Origin of the sequence: Mixta hanseatica (assembly GCF_023517775.1) — a bacterium.
GTDB lineage: Bacteria > Pseudomonadota > Gammaproteobacteria > Enterobacterales > Enterobacteriaceae > Mixta > Mixta hanseatica.
Genome location: NZ_CP082904.1, coordinates 882,302 through 904,846, shown reverse-complemented (window position 1 = coordinate 904,846; position 22,545 = coordinate 882,302). Strand labels below are relative to the sequence as shown.

19 protein-coding genes are annotated in these 22,545 nt (G+C 53.5%); 12 read left to right on the top strand and 7 right to left on the bottom strand.

The window, feature by feature from the left end:
• Window positions 1–114: 114 nt before the first annotated feature.
• Together K6958_RS04205 and K6958_RS04200 are read right to left on the bottom strand one after the other, a co-directional pair.
• Window positions 115–669 (bottom strand): hypothetical protein, encoded by a 555-nt coding sequence (locus K6958_RS04205; RefSeq protein ID WP_249893492.1) that lies wholly within the window; start codon window positions 667–669, stop codon window positions 115–117.
• Between the two features lie 8 nt (window positions 670–677).
• Window positions 678–1,013, bottom strand: coding sequence for a hypothetical protein (locus tag K6958_RS04200; RefSeq protein ID WP_249893491.1), 336 nt, complete (start codon window positions 1,011–1,013; stop codon window positions 678–680).
• Window positions 1,014–1,581: 568 nt separating this feature from the next.
• On the opposite strand from K6958_RS04200, the gene K6958_RS04195 reads away from it, so the two are divergent.
• The 3 genes from K6958_RS04195 (at window position 1,582) to speD (ending at window position 3,733) form a co-directional block, all read left to right on the top strand.
• Complete coding sequence (locus K6958_RS04195; protein ID WP_249893490.1) at window positions 1,582–1,929, top strand: YacC family pilotin-like protein; 348 nt, start codon at window positions 1,582–1,584, stop codon at window positions 1,927–1,929.
• 107 nt (window positions 1,930–2,036) lie between these two features.
• Entirely contained in the window at window positions 2,037–2,909 is an 873-nt protein-coding gene (gene speE, locus K6958_RS04190) for a polyamine aminopropyltransferase (protein WP_249893489.1), read from the top strand.
• Window positions 2,910–2,923: 14 nt separating this feature from the next.
• Complete coding sequence (speD, locus tag K6958_RS04185) at window positions 2,924–3,733, top strand: adenosylmethionine decarboxylase (protein WP_249893488.1); 810 nt, start codon at window positions 2,924–2,926, stop codon at window positions 3,731–3,733.
• A gap of 41 nt (window positions 3,734–3,774) precedes the next feature.
• On the opposite strand, the gene K6958_RS04180 is transcribed toward speD, so the two are convergent.
• The 3 genes from K6958_RS04180 to dtnK are packed head-to-tail and all read right to left on the bottom strand — an operon-like array spanning window position 3,775 to window position 6,790.
• The gene (locus K6958_RS04180; RefSeq protein WP_249893487.1) at window positions 3,775–4,548 is read right to left on the bottom strand and encodes a DeoR/GlpR family DNA-binding transcription regulator; all 774 of its coding nucleotides are present in this window, start codon (window positions 4,546–4,548) and stop codon (window positions 3,775–3,777) included.
• Between the two features lie 6 nt (window positions 4,549–4,554).
• Entirely contained in the window at window positions 4,555–5,511 is a 957-nt protein-coding gene (locus tag K6958_RS04175) for a D-threonate 4-phosphate dehydrogenase (RefSeq protein ID WP_249894594.1), read from the bottom strand.
• A 16-nt stretch (window positions 5,512–5,527) separates the two neighbouring features.
• A complete protein-coding gene (gene dtnK / locus K6958_RS04170; RefSeq protein WP_249893486.1) occupies window positions 5,528–6,790 on the bottom strand; it encodes a D-threonate kinase in 1,263 nt (420 codons plus the stop codon).
• Between the two features lie 232 nt (window positions 6,791–7,022).
• Here dtnK and K6958_RS04165 point away from each other — a divergent pair, with 232 nt between their 5' ends.
• The 8 genes from K6958_RS04165 (at window position 7,023) to K6958_RS04130 (ending at window position 15,295) form a co-directional block, all read left to right on the top strand.
• Window positions 7,023–8,171 carry an iron-containing alcohol dehydrogenase gene (locus K6958_RS04165; RefSeq protein ID WP_249893485.1) on the top strand — a complete coding sequence of 383 codons (1,149 nt, stop codon included), beginning with the start codon at window positions 7,023–7,025 and terminating at the stop codon, window positions 8,169–8,171.
• A gap of 14 nt (window positions 8,172–8,185) precedes the next feature.
• Window positions 8,186–9,070, top strand: a complete 885-nt coding sequence (locus K6958_RS04160) for a dihydrodipicolinate synthase family protein (protein WP_249893484.1) — start codon at window positions 8,186–8,188, stop codon at window positions 9,068–9,070.
• A gap of 50 nt (window positions 9,071–9,120) precedes the next feature.
• Window positions 9,121–10,071 (top strand): phosphoglycerate dehydrogenase, encoded by a 951-nt coding sequence (locus K6958_RS04155; protein ID WP_249893483.1) that lies wholly within the window; start codon window positions 9,121–9,123, stop codon window positions 10,069–10,071.
• Between the two features lie 84 nt (window positions 10,072–10,155).
• Window positions 10,156–11,475, top strand: coding sequence for an MFS transporter (locus K6958_RS04150; protein WP_249893482.1), 1,320 nt, complete (start codon window positions 10,156–10,158; stop codon window positions 11,473–11,475).
• 60 nt (window positions 11,476–11,535) lie between these two features.
• The gene (locus tag K6958_RS04145) at window positions 11,536–12,945 is read left to right on the top strand and encodes a sodium:solute symporter family protein (RefSeq protein ID WP_249893481.1); all 1,410 of its coding nucleotides are present in this window, start codon (window positions 11,536–11,538) and stop codon (window positions 12,943–12,945) included.
• 1 nt (window position 12,946) lies between these two features.
• Window positions 12,947–14,131 carry a sialidase family protein gene (locus K6958_RS04140; protein WP_249893480.1) on the top strand — a complete coding sequence of 395 codons (1,185 nt, stop codon included), beginning with the start codon at window positions 12,947–12,949 and terminating at the stop codon, window positions 14,129–14,131.
• A 10-nt stretch (window positions 14,132–14,141) separates the two neighbouring features.
• Window positions 14,142–14,618, top strand: coding sequence for a NanQ anomerase/TabA/YiaL family protein (locus K6958_RS04135; protein WP_249893479.1), 477 nt, complete (start codon window positions 14,142–14,144; stop codon window positions 14,616–14,618).
• Complete coding sequence (locus K6958_RS04130) at window positions 14,615–15,295, top strand: SDR family NAD(P)-dependent oxidoreductase (RefSeq protein WP_249893478.1); 681 nt, start codon at window positions 14,615–14,617, stop codon at window positions 15,293–15,295. Before K6958_RS04135 ends, K6958_RS04130 begins: the two co-directional genes overlap by 4 nt.
• Before the next feature lie 32 nt (window positions 15,296–15,327).
• On the opposite strand, the gene yacL is transcribed toward K6958_RS04130, so the two are convergent.
• The gene (yacL, locus tag K6958_RS04125; protein WP_249893477.1) at window positions 15,328–15,690 is read right to left on the bottom strand and encodes a protein YacL; all 363 of its coding nucleotides are present in this window, start codon (window positions 15,688–15,690) and stop codon (window positions 15,328–15,330) included.
• A gap of 473 nt (window positions 15,691–16,163) precedes the next feature.
• On the opposite strand from yacL, the gene K6958_RS04120 reads away from it, so the two are divergent.
• Entirely contained in the window at window positions 16,164–19,862 is a 3,699-nt protein-coding gene (locus tag K6958_RS04120; protein WP_249893476.1) for a S6 family peptidase, read from the top strand.
• A 73-nt stretch (window positions 19,863–19,935) separates the two neighbouring features.
• Here the strand turns inward: K6958_RS04120 and acnB are convergent, their stop codons facing one another.
• Complete coding sequence (acnB, locus tag K6958_RS04115) at window positions 19,936–22,533, bottom strand: bifunctional aconitate hydratase 2/2-methylisocitrate dehydratase (RefSeq protein WP_249893475.1); 2,598 nt, start codon at window positions 22,531–22,533, stop codon at window positions 19,936–19,938.
• Window positions 22,534–22,545 lie beyond the last annotated feature (12 nt).

Sequence of the window (22,545 nt, the reverse complement as noted above, 5' to 3'; positions counted from 1 at the left end):
GCAATGAGGACGTTATCCTAAACCTTGCCCCAACGGCAAAGTCAAGTTCAGGATGAGGAGAGGCTCATGTGAAGCGAAGGCTGCTAACGCAGTTTGACTAAACCTGAAACCTAATTATTTAGGGTATAGCTGTTTTAAAACCTCATCTCTACTTTTATCGAAAATCGATATTATTGCATCACTGCCGTTATGACAGAGATATTTTTCTTTTGCCTGATCAAATCGTTTATCGCCTGAAAAATATAAAATCATCAGGTAATCCAGATTATTAACACCTTTCTTTTCAGCGGCAGAGAGAGCGTTTTTATAACATTGTGCATCATGCTGACGGACTCTCTCCTTTAGCATACATTCCTGGAGCAACAAGGCAGACTCAGGTCTTTCTCTGGTAAACGGCTCCAGTACACTTATTGCTTTTTTATAATGACCGCTTGAGGCAAGGATTTGGGTATATATTCTAATAACATTTTCATTTGATTTATTTTTCTTTGCCAAAGCGGCAATTTCCTCCAGCGCCTGTTTTTGTTCCTGATTATCGGCAAGCGCATACTTACGCATTAAATCGGACGCTTCTTTGGTTAGCGCATCAACATAATCCGCCGAACCATACGTGGGCATGGCGGCAAACAAGAAAATGATCATCAGGGTTATGGCTCGTTGCATACGCATCTCTGATTTTACCTTTGAAATGGTGTCAGGTTTATCAATCTTTTCATACCTGGCGGCATGGGAGGAACCGTTCCTGTATGGCCTGAGTCATAAAAGTACCCTGCTTCAACTTCTAAAGATGGTGTAAACCAGGTTGTAATGGGTAAGAAAAAAGAAGTGGCTCCTATGACTATATCATCTATACCTGTCGCCCAGACATCTCCTTTTGCCCTCTCTAAGACATAGATTTTGTTATCAAACGAGGTCCTTACTTTACACCAGAATAAAAGCGTTCCCGAGCCAGCAGCTTTAGCTGCATTGCTCCTGCCTGTTGCCGCAACATAGACATGTTTACCATTTTCCATATTTTCATTTTTTATAACCAGATGAATAGAATAGCTCGCATGCAGCCCAACCCCCCTCTATCCTTAAATCTGCTAATTGAGAATAATAGAAGCTTTTAATAGCCATACTAACTCCCTCCTTTATCAAGCATATTTTTTATAGCGAAAAGGCGGCACAGCAGAGTTAAATTTTTTATGCATATTGCAGATTATGCGTCACGGTACAGATTGGCTATTTATCAACTCAAACGCCTTGGGTCTCTGAGCTTCTCTGGAAGATACATTTATCGCTATCAGACATGGCTCAATTTACTCTTTTATATTTAACGCATTTTGCATGCCCGGAACATTTCATTTTATCTTTTAATAGCCTACTTATGATTAAACTATTTTTTTCATTCGATGCGTCACAAGTCCCCCCCTGGCCGGTTTGATAATGCTTCTGCTGCTTGCTCCAGGTATCCACCGAAAACAGCCATACGGCAAAAATGACGATTTTTAGCACAAACGGCAACAAAGCGTAAAAATGGCCTGAAGACCGCTCATAACTGTGCTAACGTCAGGTTATTGCAATTTTTAGAGAATGATTATGACGAAGAGCATCAAAGCCCTGCTGCTGTCGGGGCTTCTTGGCTTCTCATCCACCAGCTTTGCGCTTAGCGAGTCAGAAGCGGAAGATCTGGCCGATCTGACCGCGGTATTTGTCTATCTAAAAAATGACTGCGGCTACCAGGATCTGCCTGATGCCCAAATCCGCAAGGCACTGGTTTTCTTTGCCCAGCAGAACCGTTGGGATCTTACCAACTATGCCAGCTACAACATGAAAGTATTGGGAGAAGAGAGCTATCGCGATCTGAGCGGGATTGCTGTCTCTAACGATAAGAAATGTAAGGCACTGGCGCGCGATTCGCTCAGTTTGCTGGCTTACGTTAAGTAATCCGCCTTCCTGTGCTCTCCTGCTGCTAATTTGACCGTGCAACCCCCGTCAGAGTTAGCTATGATGTGCCGCCCAATTTTCATGGCTATTCTGAGGAGAGCCCCACCATGGCCCAAAATGAAATTTGGTATGAAACGCTTCATGCCGGCTTTGGTCAGTATTTCACGGTAGACAACATTCTTTATCGTGAGAAGACCGAGCACCAGGATCTGATTATTTTCGAAAATGCGGCCTTCGGTCGCGTCATGGCGCTGGATGGCGTGGTGCAAACCACCGAGCGCGATGAATTCATCTATCACGAAATGTTAACCCACGTTCCGCTGTTGGCCCATGGCAACGCCAAAAAGGTGTTGATTATCGGCGGCGGCGACGGCGGTATGCTGCGTGAAGTCAGTCGTCATACCGGGCTGGAACAGATTACGATGGTGGAAATCGATGCGGGCGTGGTCGAGTTTTGCCGTCAGTATCTGCCCAACCACAGCGCCGGTGCTTATGACGATCCGCGCTTCCGTCTGGTGATCGACGATGGGGTAAACTTCGTTACGCAAACCCACGAAAAGTTTGATGTGATTATCTCGGACTGCACCGATCCGGTTGGCCCGGGTGAAAGCCTGTTTACCTCTGAATTTTATCAGGGCTGTAAACGCTGTCTTAATGAAAATGGCATCTTTGTCGCGCAGAATGGCGTTAGCTTCCTGCAGCAGGACGAAGCGGTCACCAGCCATCGCAAACTGGGCCACTACTTCAGCGATGTCAGCTTTTATCAGGCGGCGATCCCGACTTACTACGGCGGCATCATGACCTTTGCCTGGGCAAGCGATAACCCGGCGCTGCGTCAGCTTGATACCGCTACGCTGCAGGCGCGCTTTGCCTCAGCAGGACTGAACTGCCGTTACTATAATCCGGCAATCCATACGGGCAGCTTTGCTCTGCCGCAATATCTGTTGAATGCGCTGTCGGCGCCGACCGGGCATTTATAAGGGGGTGAACTAAATTGCAAAAGCTGAAACTACATGGCTTCAACAACCTGACAAAAAGCCTGAGTTTTTGTATCTACGACATTTGCTATGCGAACAGTGAGGCCGAACGCGATGGTTATATTGCTTATATTGATGAGCAATACAACGCTAACCGCCTGACTGAAATCCTGACCGAGACCTGCTCAATTATCGGCGCCAACGTGCTGAATATTGCGCGTCAGGATTATGAACCGCAGGGTGCCAGCGTCACCATTCTGGTTAGCGAAGAGCCGATCGATCCGAAAGATATTGATAATTCGGAGCATCCCGGTCCGCTGCCTGGTTCAGTGGTCGCCCACCTGGATAAAAGTCATATTTGCGTCCATACCTACCCGGAAAGCCATCCCGAAGGCGGATTATGTACTTTCCGCGCCGATATCGAAGTTTCCACCTGCGGCGTGATTTCACCGCTTAAAGCGCTGAACTATCTTATCCACCAGCTGGAATCGGATATCGTTACCGTTGATTATCGCGTACGCGGCTTTACCCGTGACGTTAACGGCGTGAAGCACTTTATCGATCATGAGATCAACTCAATACAGAACTTTATGTCGGAAGATATGAAGACGATGTATGACATGGTCGATGTGAACGTTTATCAGGAAAATATCTTTCACACCAAGATGTTGCTGAAAGAATTCGATCTCAAACATTACCTGTTCAACACCAGACCGGAAGACCTGAGCCCGCAAGAACATAAGCGGATCACCGATCTGTTGTGGAAGGAGATGCGTGAAATCTATTATGGCCGGAATATCCCTTCCCTGGGCCTGAAAACGCAGTAAAGCCAGCGCTTTATCGGGGCGGAAACGCCGCCCCGTTTCGTTTATCGCGCCAGCGGATCCGCCAGCGTCAATGCAAACTCTTGCCCTTCGAGCAATGCCTGCGCCTCTTCACTTAACCTGTTATCGGTAACCACTTCCGTTAACGCCTGCAACGGCGTCACGCAAAACAACGACCAGGAACCATATTTACTGCTGTCCGCCAGCAACACACGCTGACGGGCGTTAAGCAGCAGATCCTGCTTCAGTCCGGCTTTATCCTCCGTAGGCGTAGTGATCCCTTTTTCCAGGCTCCATGAATTGCAGCTGACAAAGGCAATATCAGGATGAAGCGTACGCAACAGGCGGCGCCCATGTTCGCCAATGCACGACTGACTGGAATCATCAATGCGACCGCCAATGATCGTCACTTCAATTTGCCGGAAACCGGAAAGAAACAGCGCGATATGCAGATCGGCGGTAATCACCCGCAGCGGCAGGTGCGTTAACTGACGCGCCAGCTCCAGCATGGTGGTGCCCGCATCCAGTACTACCGCATCGCCCGCTTTGACCCGCGCAGCCGCAGCACGCGCAATGGCCTGCTTTTCAGCCAGATTGCGCTGGATTTTTTCAGAGGTAGTAGGCTGCTCAGGAATAAAACGGTTTAACGTCACGCCGCCGTGCGTCCTGCTAATAACGCCTTCCCGATCCAGTTTAATCAGATCGCGGCGGATAGTGGCGGGCGAGGCGGAAATGGCCGTCACCAATTGATCAACGGTAACCAGATTATGCCCTTTCAGGTAATCCATAATCTGGTCAAGGCGACTTTGTCCTTTCATCTTTCCCTATGCAAGTTGCATCGCAAGTTGAATCGAGACGGCCATGCTCTCAGACTTCGCTTTACCTGTCCAGGCAATATCAAATGCGGTGCCATGGTCCGCCGAGGTGCGAATAAACGGCAGGCCGGCGGTAATATTGACGCCGTCATAGAAACCCAGCAGCTTAAGCGGAATATGGCCCTGATCGTGATACATCGCCACCACCATGTCATATTGCCCTTCATAACACTGCAGATAAACCGTATCCGGCGGGCAAGGGCCGCGGGCGTCGATGCCTTTTTCCTGCATCGCCTTAATCGCCGGGCCGACAATATTAATCTCTTCATCGCCGAACAGGCCGTTTTCTCCAGCGTGCGGATTCACCCCGGCGACCGCAATGCGCGGCTGCGTATAGCCGACGCGGCGCAAAAAGGTATCCGCCATGCCGATGACCGTCTCTACGCGCGGCTGGTTCAGGGTATCGAGAAATTTACGCAGCGCGATATGCGTGGTGACATGAATCACTTTTAACCGGTCGGTATAGAGCACCATCGCGTAATCTTTACTCTCGGTTAATTGCGCCAGCAGTTCGGTATGACCCGGGTACAGGTGACCGGCAGAATGCAGCGCCTCTTTATTGAGCGGTGCGGTGGCGATGGCGTGTACTTCGCCCGCCATCGCCAGTTCCGTGGCGCGCTTCACGCAGCGATAAGCTAAATCGCCCGCCTGGGCCTGCACCTTACCCGGCACCAGCGCCAGCGGATCGGCCAACGGTTCATCCAGCACGTTAATGGTGCCGGGCGTATACTGCGCCTGCGCCACGGAGGTAATCTCTTTCAGCTCGGTTTGCGGGAGGTTGCCCTGCGCCATTACGCGCCTTAACGTTTCCAGGCAGCCCACCACCACGACTGGCGCGCCATTTAACTCCCCTTCAGCAAGCGCTTTGACAATAATCTCGGGGCCGATACCGGCCGGATCGCCCATGGTTACCGCAATGGTCTTAGTGGTCACTGTACATCTCCTCAATAAACGAGAGCGCGTCACAAAGCGCACTCTCTGTACCAAATCCGCCAGCTTTGGTAATCACCGGCAAATCATCAATTTCACTATTAATCAATGCGCCGCAGGGTATGCAGGGCGCGACTTCTTGTTGAATGCGATAACCTTCTGCGCCTAATGCCTTTGCCACCGCGATGGCGATGTCGCCGCCCGTCAGAAACAGTCCGCCGATACGCGTACTTTCAATGATCGCCAACGTCAGTTTCCCCAGCCGTTGGCTGAGCCGCTCACCCAGCGCCGCCCGGCTGAGCTGCATATGTTGACAGAGCCGATCGATTTGATGGCGATCCGCTTCGCTACGGCTGGTGCGTAAAATAGTGTGCTGACCGGCAGCAAGCAGCGAAGTCGCCTGTTGCACCAGCTCGCTAACAACGGGAGATTCATCCTTCAGCAGCTGCGCCACATCGATCTCCACCACCTGCGCGCGTTGCTGACTGATAGCCAGCGCCACCTGCCGACGCGTCGCCTCGCTCATTGAGCCAGCGAGCACCAGCACAGGTAAGGCCAGATGAGTTGTGATGCAGGCGCTGGCAGGCAACGCTGCAGCCAGTCCCGCTGCGCCCACCAGCAACGGAGTTTCCGCCAGCGAAAGAGCCGCTTCGGCAATCACCGACAGATCCTGTTCGGTTAGCGCATCCACCACGATCATTGCTGGCGCCTGATGCTGATATTGCCGCAGCAGCGCGGCCAACTCGCCGCTGCGCACCGCAGGCAATGCGACCTCAGTCACCGGCAGCCCGCTTTGCTGCTGCAAAATGGTTTTAATGCGTGAAGAGTTGATCGGCGTGCGCGGATCGCTGGCAAACTCGGTTTGCGCCAGCGGCACCTGATGCACCAGGCATTCCCCATTAAGCGTGGTGCGGCCAGCGCCCGGGATCGCCGCGGCGATCAGCGCCAGTCCTTTACCGCTGGCGTGCAATGCCGCTTCAATTTCCACGCCCACGTTGCCGCGAAAAGTTGAATCGATTTTTTTGTAAATCAGCAGATCCTGCTGTTTCCAGCCGGCTAACGCCTGCGTTACCGCCTTCGCTGCGTCAGATGGGCTGAGGGCGCGACTCTCGGTATTAATCACCAGCACATCGGCGCGACGTGACGGCTGCTGCCCTGCAAAAAGCATCACCTCGGTGCGCGCGCCCTTTTTCGCCAGCTGAACACCGGTATCGTTAGCGCCGGTAAAATCATCAGCGATGACGATTGTTTTCATAAATTCTCCTTGCTGGCTGCATTACGTTTCGCTCGCCATCCTGTTTAAAGGTTTAGCCTCCAGCGGAGGTAAATACCCAACTCGTTAATGATTATATTCAATCACAATTGATTAAACGCGAGCAACTTCAAATTAATCACACGCGATTTCCCCTATAAAATTGACCAACAGCCGTCATTTTTCTGAAGAAATAAAATCATCATCCAGCTTTAGGGGAGAAAAAGCGCACCTTATGAATATCAATAGCACCCTTATCAGCGGCTTTCAGGCGCTTAACGATATCGGCTACCTGATACAGAATCGACGCAGCCTGCTGCTGGTAACCGATAAAAATATCAGCGCCATTCCTGCCGTTGCGACGCTAAAAGAACAGCTGCGGCGCCAGGCTGACAGCTTGATTATTCTGGATAACGTACCGCCGGAGCCGAGCCAGCATGATGTCGCCGCACAGCTGGAGAGTCTGAATGGCCGCCAGGTAGAAATGGTCATTGGCATCGGTGGCGGCAGCGTGCTGGATGTCGCCAAACTGCTGTCGGTTCTGTGTATGCCCGGCGAGCCGACGCTTGATCGGCTGCTGGCGGGAGAAAAACCGACGACGCGTCTGCCCTCTCTGTTGATACCGACCACGGCCGGAACGGGCTCGGAAGCTACGCCTAATGCGATTCTGGCGATCCCGGAGCAAGAGACGAAGGTTGGGATTATCTCTCCGGTCATGTTGCCCGATTACGTGGCGCTGGTGCCGGAATTGACCACCAGCATGCCGCCGCATATCGCTTCTTCTACCGGTATCGACGCGCTGTGCCATCTGATTGAATGTTTTACCGCCACCGTCGCCAATCCGGTTAGCGATAACTACGCGCTGATTGGCCTGAAGAAGCTGTTTGCCAGCCTGGAAACCAGCGTCGCCGAGCCGCAGAACTTACAGGCGCGCCTGGATATGCTGTGGGCTTCTTATTACGGCGGCGCCGCTATCGCCCATGCCGGTACGCACCTGGTGCATGCGCTTTCCTATCCGTTGGGCGGCAAATATCACCTGCCGCATGGTGTCGCTAATGCCATCCTGCTCGCGCCCTGTATGCGCGCGGTACGTCCGGCGGCGGTCAGTAAGTTTGCTCAGGCGTATGACCTGTTACCTGATGCCGATCGCACCCTGAATGCTGAAGAAAAATCTCACGCGCTGGTGGACTATTTCGCCGCGCTGGTGCGCCGACTAAAACTTCCCGCCAGCCTTGATGAGCTGGGAATCAATGCTGACCAGCTGCCGCAGCTGGTGGAGTCGGCGTTGGACGTGCAGCGTTTAATTAAAAATGTCCCGGCTCCCGTAAGCGCCAGCATGGTGCGGGATATTTATTTAACGCTGTTCCCCACCCAACAGGCCTGAATAACGAGGTAGTAATGAAACAGAAAATTGAAGGCGTATTAACCGCGATTGTCACCACCTTTGATACCGAGGGCGCATTTAAGCCAACGGCGCAGCGCCAGCAGGTGCGCCGTCAGCTACAGGCAGGCAACGGCATCTTTTGTGGCGGCACTAACGGCGAATTTTTTGTGTTAAACGAGCAGGAAAAGCTGGCGGTCATTGAGACCTGCGTTGATGAAACGGCTGGCCGGGCGCCGGTGGTGGCGCATATTGGTGAGATTTCCACGCGGGAAACGATACGCCTTGGTAAACAGGTGGCGCAGCTTGGCGTTGATGCGGTTTCGGTTATTACCCCCTGGTTTGTGCCGCTCAAACAGGAAGAGCTGATCTGGCATTACCGTGCGGTGGCGGACGCGCTCGAGGTCCCGCTGTTCTTATATAACATCCCGGCGCGCACCGGTAATACGCTGCAGCCGGAGACCGTACGCACGCTGGCCGCGCATCCCAATATTATCGGCATTAAAGACAGCGCCGGCAGCTACGATAGCCTGAACGCATTCCTCCAGGCGGCGCAGGGCATGGATAATTTCGCCGTATTGAACGGGCCCGATTCGCTGATCCACCGCGGCTTTGTTGAAGGCTGCACCGCCTGCATCTCTGGCCTGGCCAACGTCGCGCCGCAGGAAATTAACGCTATCTGGCGTACTTTCCAGGCGGGCGATCTCGCCGCTTCACAACAGGCGCAGGAGAACGTTACCGGCCTGCGCACCGATCTCTACAACGTCGCCTTTTCACCCGCCGCGGTGAAAAAAGCGCTGGCGCTGATGGGACAAGATGTAGGCGAAAGCCGCTATGCGGTGCGGTTCAGCGCCGCAGACGAGCAGCGCATCCGCCAGATCGTGAATCAGTACATTCGCTAATTTTGCGGCAGCCCTGCGCTGCTGCTCTCTTTAATAACAGGAGACGCAAGATGAAAGTGATCTGTACCTCTCCCTCTTTTGCAAAATATGACGATGAACCTATTGTCACGCTGCATCAGCAGGGTTTTGAATTAATAAGGCTTCCCGCCGACGCGCCCTTAAGCGCACTGGAACCCCATTTGGCTGAAACCGTGGCGATGATCGTCGCATTTACGGAAATAAATGAAGATTTACTTGCTCAGGCGCCTCAGTTGAAAATCATCTGCAAGCATGGCGTCGGCGTCGATAATATCGATTTAACGGCTACCAGAACGCGCGGGATCTACGTCACTAACGTGCCTGACGCTAATAAGCATGCCGTAGCAGATTTTGCATTTGCACTCATTCTTTCAGCTGCCCGACAAATCCTACAGGCGGCAAACGGAACGCGCAGTGGCCAATGGCCCCGTATTTTTACTACCGACGTTTATGGCAAAACGCTTGGCATCATCGGCCTGGGTAATATTGGTAAACAGGTTGCCCTACGCGCCCGTGGCTTCAATATGCGTGTACTTGCCTATGATTTTTATCCCGATGAAAAGTTTGCTGCTGAACAGAATATCCGCCTCGTTTCACTGGATGATCTCACCCAACAAAGCGACTTTATCACCCTACATGCACCGCTTACTGATAAAACCAACAACCTGTTTGACGCCGCCCGTATCAATAAAATGAAAAAATCCGCCTTCCTGATTAACGTTTCCCGAGGAGGGATCGTTAATGAAAATGACCTTTATCAGGCGCTAGGCAACAAGACGATCGCTGGTGCTGCGGCAGACGTTTTTGCGCATGAGCCGCTGAAAACGCACCCGCTATTTTCGTTGGATAATTTTATTCCCACCTCTCATATCGCTGGGTATACCGACGGGGCAATCGGCGCGATTGGCGAACGTTGCGTACAGCAAATTATACAGTGCGTTAAAGAACAACAACCTCCTGTCAACATCATGAATTCTTTGTAATTAAGCCAGGGGTGTATTTGCCGCCCCATCCAATAAAGCAGGAATCGCGCCTGCATATAACATCCTCTGTACCGGGCTAAAACTATGAATACTGTTGCTGGAAACACACGTATACGTTGGTGGATAGCAGGCCTGATGTGGCTGGCTATCGCCATTAACTATATCGATCGCACCGTGCTGTCAGCGGCTGCACCGCATCTTATCGATGAATTAAGCCTGACCCCTGAACTCATGGGCTTCATCATGGCGGCTTTCTTCTGGTCATACTCGCTGCTGCAAATCCCAGCAGGTTGGTTCGCAGACCGCTTCGGCCAAAAAAAGGGATTAGGTATTGCCGTTGCCTGGTGGTCCATCGCAACTTCCGTAATGGGGTTGGCAACAGGCTTTAAATCACTGTTGGCGTTGCGCCTTGCGTTGGGAGTGGGCGAGGCTGCGGCTTATCCCAGCAATGCCGGAATTGCTGCTCGCTGGTTTCCTGATAAAGAGCGCGCCACCGTATCCGGTCTGTTCGACAGCGCATCTAAGTTTGGTGGAGCCGTGGCGATGCCGCTGATTGTCTGGATGATCGCTCTGTTTGACTGGCGTATAACCTTTTTGGTTATTGGTAGCGTCGGATTGTTATGGGTAATTGCCTGGTATTTTATCTATGCGGAAAATCCTGAAGAACATAAACATATCAGCCGCACAGAAATCAGCCTGATTCGTGATGGCCAGCTACGCAAGCATGGCGATAAGCGCATCCGCCCAATGAAATGGTACCGGCTACTACGCTACCGCAATATCTGGGCAATGTGTATTGGCTTCTTTACCATTAATTATACCTCCTACTTCTTTATCACCTGGCTGCCGACCTATCTGGTAAAAGATAAAGGAATGGACTTTATCAAGATGGGAATGATAGCCGCCCTGCCCCTGTTATGCGGCATGGTTATCGAAGTCCTGGCTGGTTGGATTTCCGATCGCATTGTTCATAAAAAATTATTGTCTCTCACTGCTACGCGTAAGCTGTTTCTCACTATCGGCCTGCTAATGGCGCTCTGTATTGGCTTCGCGCCTTTTACCGACTCAGTCTTTATGACCGTCTTCTTGCTCTGCGTAGCAAAATCCGGGACTACGGTAGCCGCTTCCCAAGTCTGGGCGTTGCCAGGCGATGTTGCGCCAAAAAACAGCGTTTCCGTTGTCGCAGGACTACAAAACACCGTCTCAAATATGGGTGGAGCAGTTGGGCCTATTATCACCGGCGCCATTGTCGCCGCCACAGGTTCTTTCACTTGGGCGCTGGTATTTTCGGCCATGCTGGTGGTTGTCGGGATCCTTAATTACCTGTTTCTTATGGGAAAAATCGAACCCATCTCTGATGAAGAAAACGCCACGGCTCATCAAGTATCGATGGGACAAGCTTAACTTCCTGAACGCCTGCGTTCCGGAACCCTAGAGCCTGGCGTTTTTTATTGAGATATCAATATGAAAGAATTTACGACTGTAGATACGCTGATCATTATCGGAATTGTGGTCGCGTATATTTTATTTACCACCTGGATGACCTGGCGACTGCGTAGTAAAAGCAGCGGGGACTTTATGGAAGGCTCGCGTGCGATGCCGGCATTTATCGTAGGTGTGATGCTGATGTCAGAATATATCGGCGCAAAGTCCACTATCGGCACCGCGCAGGCCGCCTTTGAAAACGGTTTCGCCGCTTCATGGTCGGTAATTGGCGCGGCGATCGGCTTTCCGCTGTTCGGCCTGCTGCTGGTAAAACGCATCTATAACACCGGCAAAATTACCATTTCCGGCGCGATTGCGGAAAAGTACGGCACCTCGACCAAAAACATTATCTCCATCATTATGATCTATGCCCTGTTGCTGGTTAACGTGGGCAACTATGTTAGCGGCGCGGCGGCCATCTCAACCGTATTGAAAGTTAACCTGCCGGTAGCGGCTTTTATTACCGCCATTGTCAGTACCTTCTATTTTGCCTTTGGCGGTATGAAAGGCATGGCCTGGGTTACGCTGCTGCACAGCGGCATAAAATACTTCGGCATTCTGGTGATTCTGGGCGTGGCGCTGCATATGAGCGGCGGTATTTCGCCGATGGTGCAACAGATGCCGGACTTTTACTGGACCTGGGATGGCCATATCGGCGCCAGCACGATTTTTGCCTGGCTGATCGGCACTATCGGCTCTATTTTCTGCACTCAGTTTGTTATTCAGGCTATCTCCTCGACCAAAGATGCCGCCTCGGCTAAGCGCGCCACCTGGATCGCCTTCCTGTTCTGCCTGCCGATTGCTATCGCCATCGCGATTATCGGCGTCGCCGCGAAATTTTTACATCCGAATATCGACAGCCTGTACGCTATGCCGGTCTTTTTACAGGATATGAACCCCTGGCTGGCGGGTATTGTCACCACCTCCCTGGTCGCATCGATTTTCGTCAGCGTCAGCACCGTCGCGTTGGCTATCGCCTCGCTGATTGTGAAAGATTTCTATGTCCCAATGCGCAACCCTACGCCGGAACGTGAGTTCAAAATGACCCGCTGGCTGTCACTGGCGATTGGTTTCCTGCCGCTGATATTTGTGCTGTTCGTCCCGGAGGTGCTTAAGCTTTCCTTCTTTACCCGCGCCATTCGCCTGTCGATCTCGGTAGTTGCGATGATGGCCTTTTATCTGCCCTTCTTTAAAAGCGCACGCGGCGCTAATGCTGGCTTGATCGGCGCCTGCGTGGTGACCTCAGTGTGGTATCTGTTAGGCGATCCGTTCGGCATTAACAACATGTATATCGCCCTGATTACCCCGGCGGTGATTATGGTGCTGGATCATCTCATCCCACAAAAACGGCCGGTAACCAAAACTAATATGCAAAAGAGTGGAGCCTGAAATGACGCAAGCAACCCTTACCCAGCCTGTAAAAGGCGAAATCGTCACCGTTGACGGCGATCCGCAGCGTCTGACGGCCATGTTGCCGTCGCTCTGCCCGCAAAATCATGCAGCTAATTTGCTGCCGTTGCCGAATGGCGACCTGCTTTGCGTCTGGTTTGGCGGCACGCAGGAAGGCATCGCTGATATCTCCATTTACTGCTCACGACTGACTCAAGACAGTCGCCAGTGGTCGCCAGCGCAACAGCTTTCAGACGATCCCAGCCGCTCGGAGCAAAACCCGGTGCTGTTTCTGGCGCCAGATAATGTGCTGTGGCTGCTATGGACGGCGCAGAAGTCAGGTAATCAGGATACGGCGATCGTGCGCTATCGCCAGTCGCATGATTTCGGGCGCAGCTGGGGAGAGATTAAAACGCTGCTGGATAAGCCCGGCACCTTTATTCGTCAGCCGATTGTGCTGATGCCGAACGGCGACTGGCTGCTGCCGGTCTTCTACTGTCAAACCGCGCCAGGTGAAAAATGGGTGGGAGATAATGACATTAGCGCGGTGAAAATCTCACGCGATAATGGCCAGAGCTGGCAGGATGTGCCGGTTCCTGACAGCACCGGCTGCGTGCATATGAATATCACGTTGCTAAAGGATGGTTCGCTGCTGGCGCTTTACCGCAGCCGCTGGGCGGACTTTATCTGGCAAAGCCGTTCCCACGATGGCGGCCAGAGCTGGAGCGCTCCGCAGCCAACAACACTGCCTAACAACAACTCCTCAATTCAGGTCACCACGCTGGCGAACGGCGACTTAGCACTGGTATTTAATAATATGAGCGCCGAAGGAGCCAGTGAACGACGCGCCTCGCTCTATGACGAAATCGAAGACGAAGAGGATCGGGCGAGCACTGCCGTTCAGCCGATAATTTCTGCCGGCCGCAGCGCATTTTGGGGGGCACCGCGGGCACCGATGACGCTGGCTATCTCCAAAGATGGCGGCAAAAGCTGGCCATGGCAGCGTAATCTGGAGGAAGGCGACGGCTACTGCATGACCAATAATTCACAGCAGAAGCTGAACCGTGAACTCTCCTACCCCAGCATCAAACAGGGGCCGGATGGTGTGCTGCATATCGCCTACACCTGGCATCGTCAGGCGATTAAATACGTGCGCGTGGATGAAAGCTGGGCCACAGCTGAATAAGGAGAAACGGATGATTACAGGCACTTTGCACGCGCTGGCGTTGGCGACGCTGCCCGATACGCTTTACGCGCTGCTGGCGCGCCCGGAATGCTCGCTGGCGTCGCTACAGGCGATGCCGGACGGCCGCTGGCAGCCGGAGGGCCCTGACTGGTTTTGCCATATTGGCGACAGTCAAACCGCGCCGATCGATCAGCGTCATACCGAGTACCACCGTCAGTGGCTGGATATTCAGGTGCTGTTAGCTGGCGAAGAAATTATTCGCTATGACGTGGCGGACGCCCGTCAGGCACCGGCAGAAGAGCGTAAGCCCGATCTGTTTATTGTGGAGCATGCCCAGCTGCGTCAGCAGCTTCACCTACAGCCGGGCGATTTCGCTATCTTTGCGCCGGGCGAAGCGCATCAGGCGCTGTGTGCTGTGGATAAACCTGCACGCGTGCGCAAAGCGGTATTTAAGGTTTCACCAGATTTATTACGAGGAAAGCGATGAGCCGTCACGCGCTGGTGACCGGCGCCAGCTCCGGCATTGGACGCGCTATCGTGGAACGACTGCTGCAAGAGGGCTGGCAGGTCAGCGGACTGAGCCGTTCGGCAGAAGGCAGTGAACACCCAGCCCTGCATTCGATCGCCGTCGATCTTTACGATCGTGCGGCTCTGGCGGCAGTACTAAGCGAACTGCCACCGGTCGATGCCTTTATTCACGCTGCTGGCCTGATGCAGGCGGCAGCGCTGGGTACGCTGGACGAGGAAATCAGCCAGCGGCTATGGTATTTACATGTGCAGGTAGCCGAAATCATTGCCAATGCGCTGGTGAATACCTTGCCCGCCGACGGGCGCATTATTCTGATTGGCAGCCGCACCTCGCGCGGGGCGGCAGGACGCAGTCAATATGTCAGTACTAAGGCGGCAATGGTGGGAATGGCGCGGAGCTGGGCGGCAGAGCTGGCGCCGCGCGGTATTACCGCTAATGTGGTGGCGCCTGGCGCAACGGCCACGCCGATGCTTAATCAGCCCGGTCGCGCCAGTTCACCGCCGAAGCTGCCGCCGATCGGGCGCTATATTCAACCGGATGAAGTGGCAGCGCTGGTTAGCTTTCTGCTTTCTCCCGCCGCCGCCGCGATTACCGGACAGGAGTTGGTCATCTGCGGCGGCGCCTCACTTAATTAATCTACTGGGCAGCAAGCGCTGCCCTGCTCTTCTCAGCGCCCCTGCATAAAAGCGCGGTAGGCGGCAATCACCGCCAGGAAGTCTTCGATACCGCAAAACGAGAGGCTTTCCTCATCGTAATAGCTCATGCCCTCTTCCAGCTCATCGGTATCAAAAGCAAGCTGGTTAGCGCGGATCATCACCTCTTCGCCATTCAGCGAAAGTTGGTATTCATGTCCCTGATGCAGCCATTCTCTCTCGCTGCCTTTAACCTGCGCCGCCGCCGCTTCAACCTCATCCAGCAGCGCCATATCGCCTTTTACTTCTTCATTGAACCAGTGGCCGACCGCCTCATGGCCCATACTCATCCGCACCTTCACCTGGTTGGTGACGTCACGTAAAAACTCATATTCCATTCTGCTGCCCTCAACATCAATACACGCGCCGTTTCACTTGATCGTTTCTGGCTGCACAGCGCATATTATCGCAGCCTGGGTGATGAAAAGCAGCGCTTGCGGCAGAATTTATTGCTGCAAGCCCTCAATAGCCGCTTTCCCGGATGCGCCCGGACAGACCTACGATACCGTTGCATCGCTGGCGAGTTGAACCTCCCTTACCGCGCAAGCGTGTCATGCAGATGATAGTATTAATGCCAGGAGAAATAGCGTTTTAAATAACCCCGTATCTGCCGCACAGGTAAAATTAGTGAGCATAATTCAAGACATAACTGATATAACTTCTTCAGAGAAATAATATCCCCCCCCGTTTACAAACTCTTTATTTAAAATAACCAGACTCTTATTCTATTATGCGTAACCTAATATTTTTTAGCGGACTCATTATATTTAATTATTAGGATGCTAATAAATTCACACATAAGGATATGTTGATGAAACCTTTACTGCGGCGCATTTGCTGGGGCAGCGCCATCCTTTCGCTCACGGCTAATGCTGCTATTCTACGCGAAGATATTAATGTTCAGGATTATCGTGACTTTGGCGAAAATCTGGGGAAATATCGCCCAGGCATGAGCAATATTCCTGTCTATCGCAAAGAAGGTACGCTGTCGGGAAGGCTGGCCTTTTCTATGCCCGATATAAGTATGGTGAATAATGCAGGCTATGCCACGCTTATTTCTCCCTCTTATGTCACGGGCGTAAGACATAATGGCGGCTATAAAACCGTAAAGTGGGGCAATAATGCAAAATATGCCGCCACCTATCGTTTGATTAAGCGTAATGACCATCCTGTTATCGACTTTCACGTCCCGCGGTTAAATAAAGTCGTTACTGATGTCGCGCCTATTACCTATATCAGTGCCAGTGATATCGCCAACGAGCAAGATAAATCCCGCTTTCCATGGTTTGTTCGGGTGGGTGCAGGTAAACATGGTCAAATTAGCGAAGATCGGAGCGAACTACTCCCGCTTGCCGGCGCTTATAAATGGAAAGCGGGAGGCACCATTTCCGCTGACGGGGTAAATATTAACTCCATGCTACGCTGGAGCAATTGGTTGCCTGAAAGCCCGTTTGATACGCCGCTTTCTCTTGGCACCCAGGGTGGCGATAGCGGCAGCCCCATATTTGTTTACGATAACCAGGATAAGCAGTGGAAGCTGGCTGCCGTACACGTTTCATCGAATGTCTCCGGTCTTTATGAGCGAAAGTTTTCCGCTTCGCTGATGCAGGATGCACTTATTAACAGTGTGATAGCGGCCAATAGCGATCCTGACGTCACTGATAACCATCAAGAGGGAAATATACACTGGCGCAGCGCTGCTATCATTCAGGGCGCCAATGAATGGCGGTGGCACGGTCTTGACGATAGCTATGCCAGCCTTGCGCCTTCGGCGGCCAGCAATGAAGCGCTGGACGCTACGAAAGATCTGCGATTTAACGGTGAAGGCGGCACTCTCATACTTGATCACGCGATCAACATGGGGGCGGGCAAACTCGCTTTCGCCGCCGATTATCTGCTACGCAGCGCTGATGGAGAGAATGCGACCTGGGCCGGCGGCGGTGTCGAGGTGGAGAAAGATCGCAGCGTAAGGTGGCAAGTTAACGGTCTGGAAGGCGACGCTCTGCATAAAATCGGCGCAGGCACGTTGCTTATTAACGCCAGCGGCATAAATAAGGGCGCGCTTAATCTGGGGGATGGCACGGTTATCCTCGATCAGCAGGCGGATGTGCATGGCGAAAAACAGGCGTTTTCCAGCGTCACGCTGGTCAGCGGACGAGCAACGTTAAGGTTAAATAGCGCCGATCAGCTGCGCAGTGACCAGATTCAGTTCGGTTACCGGGGCGGTACGCTCGACTTAAACGGCAACGACATCACCTTTGGCGAAATTAAGCATAACGATGACGGCGCGCGTATTGTTAACCACCACGCATCTCAACAGGCAACGGTAACGCTTACCAGCAATCAATACGCCTTTTTGGGAAAATTGGGTGATAAGGCCAGCGCCGACAGGCTTAATCTTACCTTCCAGCCAGACAACGCTATTATCTCCAGACAGCTGGCGGGCGGCGCAGAAGTTAATCATCTGTCAGTAAAAGCGGGCACGCTGTCGCTCACCGGTCAGCGCGTACTTCATGCCGGTAATGTTTATTACAGCAACGACTGGGATGAGAAACTTTACCGCGCCAGCACCCTGTCGATTGCGCCAGATGCGGCGCTAACGCTCGGCGAGCACGGCAACCTAACCACCAACGCCACCCTGACGGGCAACGCCAGGCTCAACCTTTACGCCAGATCTGTGCTTAACGGCAGCGTGACGCTAACCGACAGCGACAGCGTGCTGTATGCCGATATCAGCCAACGCGCCAGTACCGCAGGCGAACTCGCCTCGCGTATCGACGCCGACATCAGCGGGAAAGGCTCGCTGGCAAAACGTGGCGAAGGCCGCCTGTCGCTAAACGGCAAAGTAGTGGCCGCAGGTGGCATTACGCTGGATCAGGGCGAGCTGGTAGTGAATAACAGCGTTTCCTCTCCGCTACAGATGGCTGAAAATACGCTGCTCGCCGGTAAAGGCACGCTGGAGAGGGTCATAATGAACCGCGGCGCGACGCTGTTTCCCGCCAGAGCGCAACCGGAGGATAAAATCGGCTCGACGTTGCGGATTAAAAACCTTATCAGTAATGGCGACAATACGCTGGTGCTTAACACCCGTTTCAGCGACGGCCTGACCGATCGCCTGCTGATCGATGGCGATCTGCAAAGCACAGACGATCGACCGCTGATGGTCAGCGTTAATCCTCATGGACATTGGAGTGACAGCGACCTTAACCATAACGGTATTGCCGATAATCATGAAGGCATATCATTGATACAGGTAGGCGGTAAAGCCAGCGCCAATAGTGTTAAGCTCGCCGGCAATTATGTGGCGCGCGGCGCCTGGGCGTGGGGGCTGTATGCTTTTGCGCCCGGCAAAACTAACCACGACGCACGTCTGCTGGAAGGCAGCGGCGATCGCTTCTGGGATTACCGTTTACAAAATATTATGCTGAGTGAAAACGGCAATGCCATTCCCGCGCCGCCGTCCCCTGCGCCTGAGGTTAAACCAGAACCTGTACCCGATCCTGAGATTAAACCAGAGCCGCAGCCCGATGCTGATGCCGGGTTCCAGCCACAACCCACGCCCGAAACGCCGGTTCGTCCCGCGGTTATTCCGCAGGTTCCCGCCTATATCTCTTTACCGACGGCTTTTCTGAGTTTTGAAGAGAACATGCTCTCGCTGTTTAAAACCCACGAGCGCGATGGCTCGCCCTTCTTTGTTTCTGGCTATAAGGGCAGCGATCGTTATCATACCGCTGAGGATTTCCGCCACTACGGCTACAACTTTCATAGCCAGTACTCTGGCTGGATGATGGGCACCCGACGCACGCTGGTGAATACAGCACAGCAGATCGCCACTCTTGGCCTGGGCGTAGCCTGGGGCGAACTTTCTATGCAGCCGCAAGCGCGCGACGGCGTCAGCAGTAGCCGCTTCGATACGTTAAATCTCTCTTCGCTGCTGACATGGCAGCATGGCAACGGCATCAGACTATCTGCGCCATTGGGCTACACCCATTTTCGCGGCGAAGTAAGTACCGCGATGCGTGGGCATGTCGCCAGCCCAACGGCCTATAGCTGGCATGCTGGCTTAGAAGCGGAGAAAAACTGGCAGGTTGGCAACCATCGCTTCGGTCCGGTCGCCGGACTGTTATATCAGCATCTGCATATCCATCGTCTGCAGGACAGCGATAACGCTAGCGTCACGTGGCAAATGCAGCGTACGCCGCTCTATTCACTGGGCGCGGCCTGGCGCTATCAGGGCTATCCGAGCCTGGTGAAACAGCTCAATCTGGGCGGATCGCTACGCTATATTCAGCGCGCTTCGCACGCCAATCAAACGCGGATTGGCCATGGTGCGGATGGTGCGGCTTTTAGATCAGGTCAGGGAGGCAACAGCCTTCAGCTGGCGGCAGAGATGGCCTTAAAGGTTACGAATAACGTTAAGCTGACCACTCAGCTACAGCATCAGCGCAGGACGGAAAAGGAAGGCATTAACGACTGGGGAATGACAGGAGGCATGACGGTAACGTTTTGAGCCAACAGCTCGGGCTTTTGTCGGCATAAAAAAGGGCGGATTTCTCCGCCCTTCTGTATTGCTGTTAGCTATCTCAGACCGCGGTCTGGAAAATTACATCTTTCGCTTTGTCCGTATACTGATTCAGTTGGTCAAAGTTCAGATAGCGATAGGTATCCACTGCGGTTTTATCAACCTGAGCCATAAACTGTTGATACTCGTCTGGCGTCGGCAGACGACCCAGCAGAGAAGAAACCGCAGCCAGCTCGGCGGAAGCCAGATAAACGTTCGCGCCGGTACCCAGACGGTTCGGGAAGTTACGCGTCGAGGTAGAAACTACGGTGGCACCATCGGCTACGCGCGCCTGGTTCCCCATACACAGCGAGCAACCCGGGATCTCAATACGCGCGCCGCTCTTACCAAACACGCTGTAGTAGCCCTCTTCCGTCAGCTGTGCCGCATCCATCTTGGTCGGCGGCGCAACCCACAGGCGGGTCGGCAGCTGGCCTTTATGGCTGTCCAGCAGTTTCCCTGCCGCACGGAAGTGACCGATGTTGGTCATACAGGAACCGATAAAGACCTCGTCGATCTTCTCGTTCTGTACGTCCGACAGTAAACGCGCATCGTCCGGATCGTTCGGCGCGCACAGGATCGGCTCCTGGATTTCCGCCAGATCGATTTCGATAACCGCAGCGTATTCCGCATCGGCATCGGCTTCCATCAGCTGCGGATCGGCCAGCCATTTTTCCATGCCCTGAATACGACGCTCCAACGTACGACGATCGCCGTAGCCTTCCGCAATCATCCATTTCAGCAGAACGATGTTGGAGTTGAGGTATTCAACAATCGGCTCTTTATCCAGCTTGATGGTACAACCGGCGGCGGAGCGTTCGGCAGAAGCGTCTGACAGTTCAAACGCCTGCTCCACTTTCAGGTCCGGCAGACCTTCAATTTCCAGGATGCGGCCGGAAAAGATGTTTTTCTTACCTTTCTTCTCAACGGTCAGCAGGCCCTGCTTAATGGCGTACAGCGGGATCGCATGCACCAGATCGCGCAGGGTGATGCCCGGCTGCATTTTGCCTTTAAAGCGCACCAGCACCGATTCCGGCATATCCAGCGGCATCACGCCCGTGGCGGCGGCAAACGCCACCAGGCCGGAGCCCGCCGGGAAAGAGATGCCGATCGGGAAACGGGTATGCGAGTCACCGCCGGTGCCTACCGTATCCGGCAGCAGCATACGGTTCAGCCAGCTGTGGATAATACCGTCGCCCGGACGCAGCGATACGCCGCCACGGTTCATAATAAAGTCCGGCAGCGTATGGTGCGTTTGCACGTCAACCGGCTTCGGATAGGCGGCGGTATGACAGAAAGACTGCATCACCAGATCGGCAGAGAAACCGAGACAGGCCAGGTCTTTCAGCTCATCGCGCGTCATCGGACCGGTGGTATCCTGCGAGCCGACAGAAGTCATTTTCGGTTCGCAATACTGTCCCGGACGGATGCCGTCTACGCCACAGGCGCGGCCCACCATTTTCTGCGCCAGAGAGAAGCCGCGCGTACTCTGCGCCACATCTTTCGCCTGACGGAACACATCGCTGTGCGGCAGACCCAGTGATTCACGCGCTTTGGTGGTCAGTCCACGGCCGATGATCAGCGGAATACGGCCGCCGGCGCGCACTTCATCCAGCAGCACGTCGGTTTTCAGCGCGAACTCAGCCAGCAGCTCGCCGGTTTCGTGATGACGCACTTCGCCTTTGTATGGGTAGATATCAATAACATCGCCCATGTTCAGGTTATTCACGTCCACTTCGATCGGCAGCGCGCCGGCGTCTTCCATGGTGTTAAAGAAAATCGGGGCGATTTTGCCGCCCAGCACCACGCCGCCGCCTTTTTTGTTCGGCACGTAAGGGATATCATCACCCATAAACCACAGCACCGAGTTGGTGGCGGATTTACGTGAAGAACCGGTACCGACGACGTCGCCGACGTAGGCCAGCGGGAAACCTTTCGCCTGCAGCGCTTCGATCTGCTTGATCGGGCCAACATTGCCCGGCTCGTCCGGCTCGATGCCTTCGCGGGCGTTTTTCAGCATAGCCAGCGCGTGCAGCGGAATATCAGGACGTGACCAGGCATCCGGCGCCGGAGAAAGATCGTCGGTGTTGGTTTCGCCCGTCACTTTAAATACGGTGACGGTAATTTTTTCAGCCAGCGCCGGACGGTTCAGATACCACTCGGCGTTGGCCCATGACTGCATAACCTGCTGCGCGTACGGGTTACCCGCTTTAGCTTTCTCTTCCACATCGTAGAAGTTATCGAACATCAGCAGCGTATTGGACAGCGCTTTTGCCGCGCCAGGCGCCAGCTTTTCATCATCCAGCGCTTCAATCAGCGGATGAATGTTATAGCCGCCCTGCATGGTACCCAGCAGTTCGATCGCTTTTTCAGGTGTTACCAGAGGAGAGGTCGTTTCGCCTTTGGCGATGGCAGCCAGGAAACCGGCTTTGACATAGGCCGCTTCATCTACACCCGGCGGCACGCGATTAATTAACAGATCGGACAGGAATTCTTCTTCACCCGCAGGAGGGTTCTTCAGCAGTTCAACCAGCGCGGCCATTTGGGATGCATCTAAAGGTTTAGCAACAATTCCCTGGGCGGCACGCTCGGCAACGTGCTTACGGTATTCATCTAGCACGACGTTCTCCTC

Bases quoted from the DNA above. Each gene is read 5' to 3' on its own strand.
- K6958_RS04205 (WP_249893492.1), bottom strand. From the start codon at position 669: ATGCGTATGCAACGAGCCATAACCCTGATGATCATTTTCTTGTTTGCC.
- K6958_RS04200 (WP_249893491.1), bottom strand. From the start codon at position 1,013: ATGGAAAATGGTAAACATGTCTATGTTGCGGCAACAGGCAGGAGCAAT.
- K6958_RS04195 (WP_249893490.1), top strand. From the start codon at position 1,582: ATGACGAAGAGCATCAAAGCCCTGCTGCTGTCGGGGCTTCTTGGCTTC.
- speE (WP_249893489.1), top strand. From the start codon at position 2,037: ATGGCCCAAAATGAAATTTGGTATGAAACGCTTCATGCCGGCTTTGGT.
- K6958_RS04180 (WP_249893487.1), bottom strand. From the start codon at position 4,548: ATGAAAGGACAAAGTCGCCTTGACCAGATTATGGATTACCTGAAAGGG.
- K6958_RS04175 (WP_249894594.1), bottom strand. From the start codon at position 5,511: ATGGGCGATCCGGCCGGTATCGGCCCCGAGATTATTGTCAAAGCGCTT.
- dtnK (WP_249893486.1), bottom strand. From the start codon at position 6,790: ATGAAAACAATCGTCATCGCTGATGATTTTACCGGCGCTAACGATACC.
- K6958_RS04165 (WP_249893485.1), top strand. From the start codon at position 7,023: ATGAATATCAATAGCACCCTTATCAGCGGCTTTCAGGCGCTTAACGAT.
- K6958_RS04160 (WP_249893484.1), top strand. From the start codon at position 8,186: ATGAAACAGAAAATTGAAGGCGTATTAACCGCGATTGTCACCACCTTT.
- K6958_RS04155 (WP_249893483.1), top strand. From the start codon at position 9,121: ATGAAAGTGATCTGTACCTCTCCCTCTTTTGCAAAATATGACGATGAA.
- K6958_RS04150 (WP_249893482.1), top strand. From the start codon at position 10,156: ATGAATACTGTTGCTGGAAACACACGTATACGTTGGTGGATAGCAGGC.
- K6958_RS04145 (WP_249893481.1), top strand. From the start codon at position 11,536: ATGAAAGAATTTACGACTGTAGATACGCTGATCATTATCGGAATTGTG.
- K6958_RS04140 (WP_249893480.1), top strand. From the start codon at position 12,947: ATGACGCAAGCAACCCTTACCCAGCCTGTAAAAGGCGAAATCGTCACC.
- K6958_RS04135 (WP_249893479.1), top strand. From the start codon at position 14,142: ATGATTACAGGCACTTTGCACGCGCTGGCGTTGGCGACGCTGCCCGAT.
- K6958_RS04130 (WP_249893478.1), top strand. From the start codon at position 14,615: ATGAGCCGTCACGCGCTGGTGACCGGCGCCAGCTCCGGCATTGGACGC.
- yacL (WP_249893477.1), bottom strand. From the start codon at position 15,690: ATGGAATATGAGTTTTTACGTGACGTCACCAACCAGGTGAAGGTGCGG.
- K6958_RS04120 (WP_249893476.1), top strand. From the start codon at position 16,164: ATGAAACCTTTACTGCGGCGCATTTGCTGGGGCAGCGCCATCCTTTCG.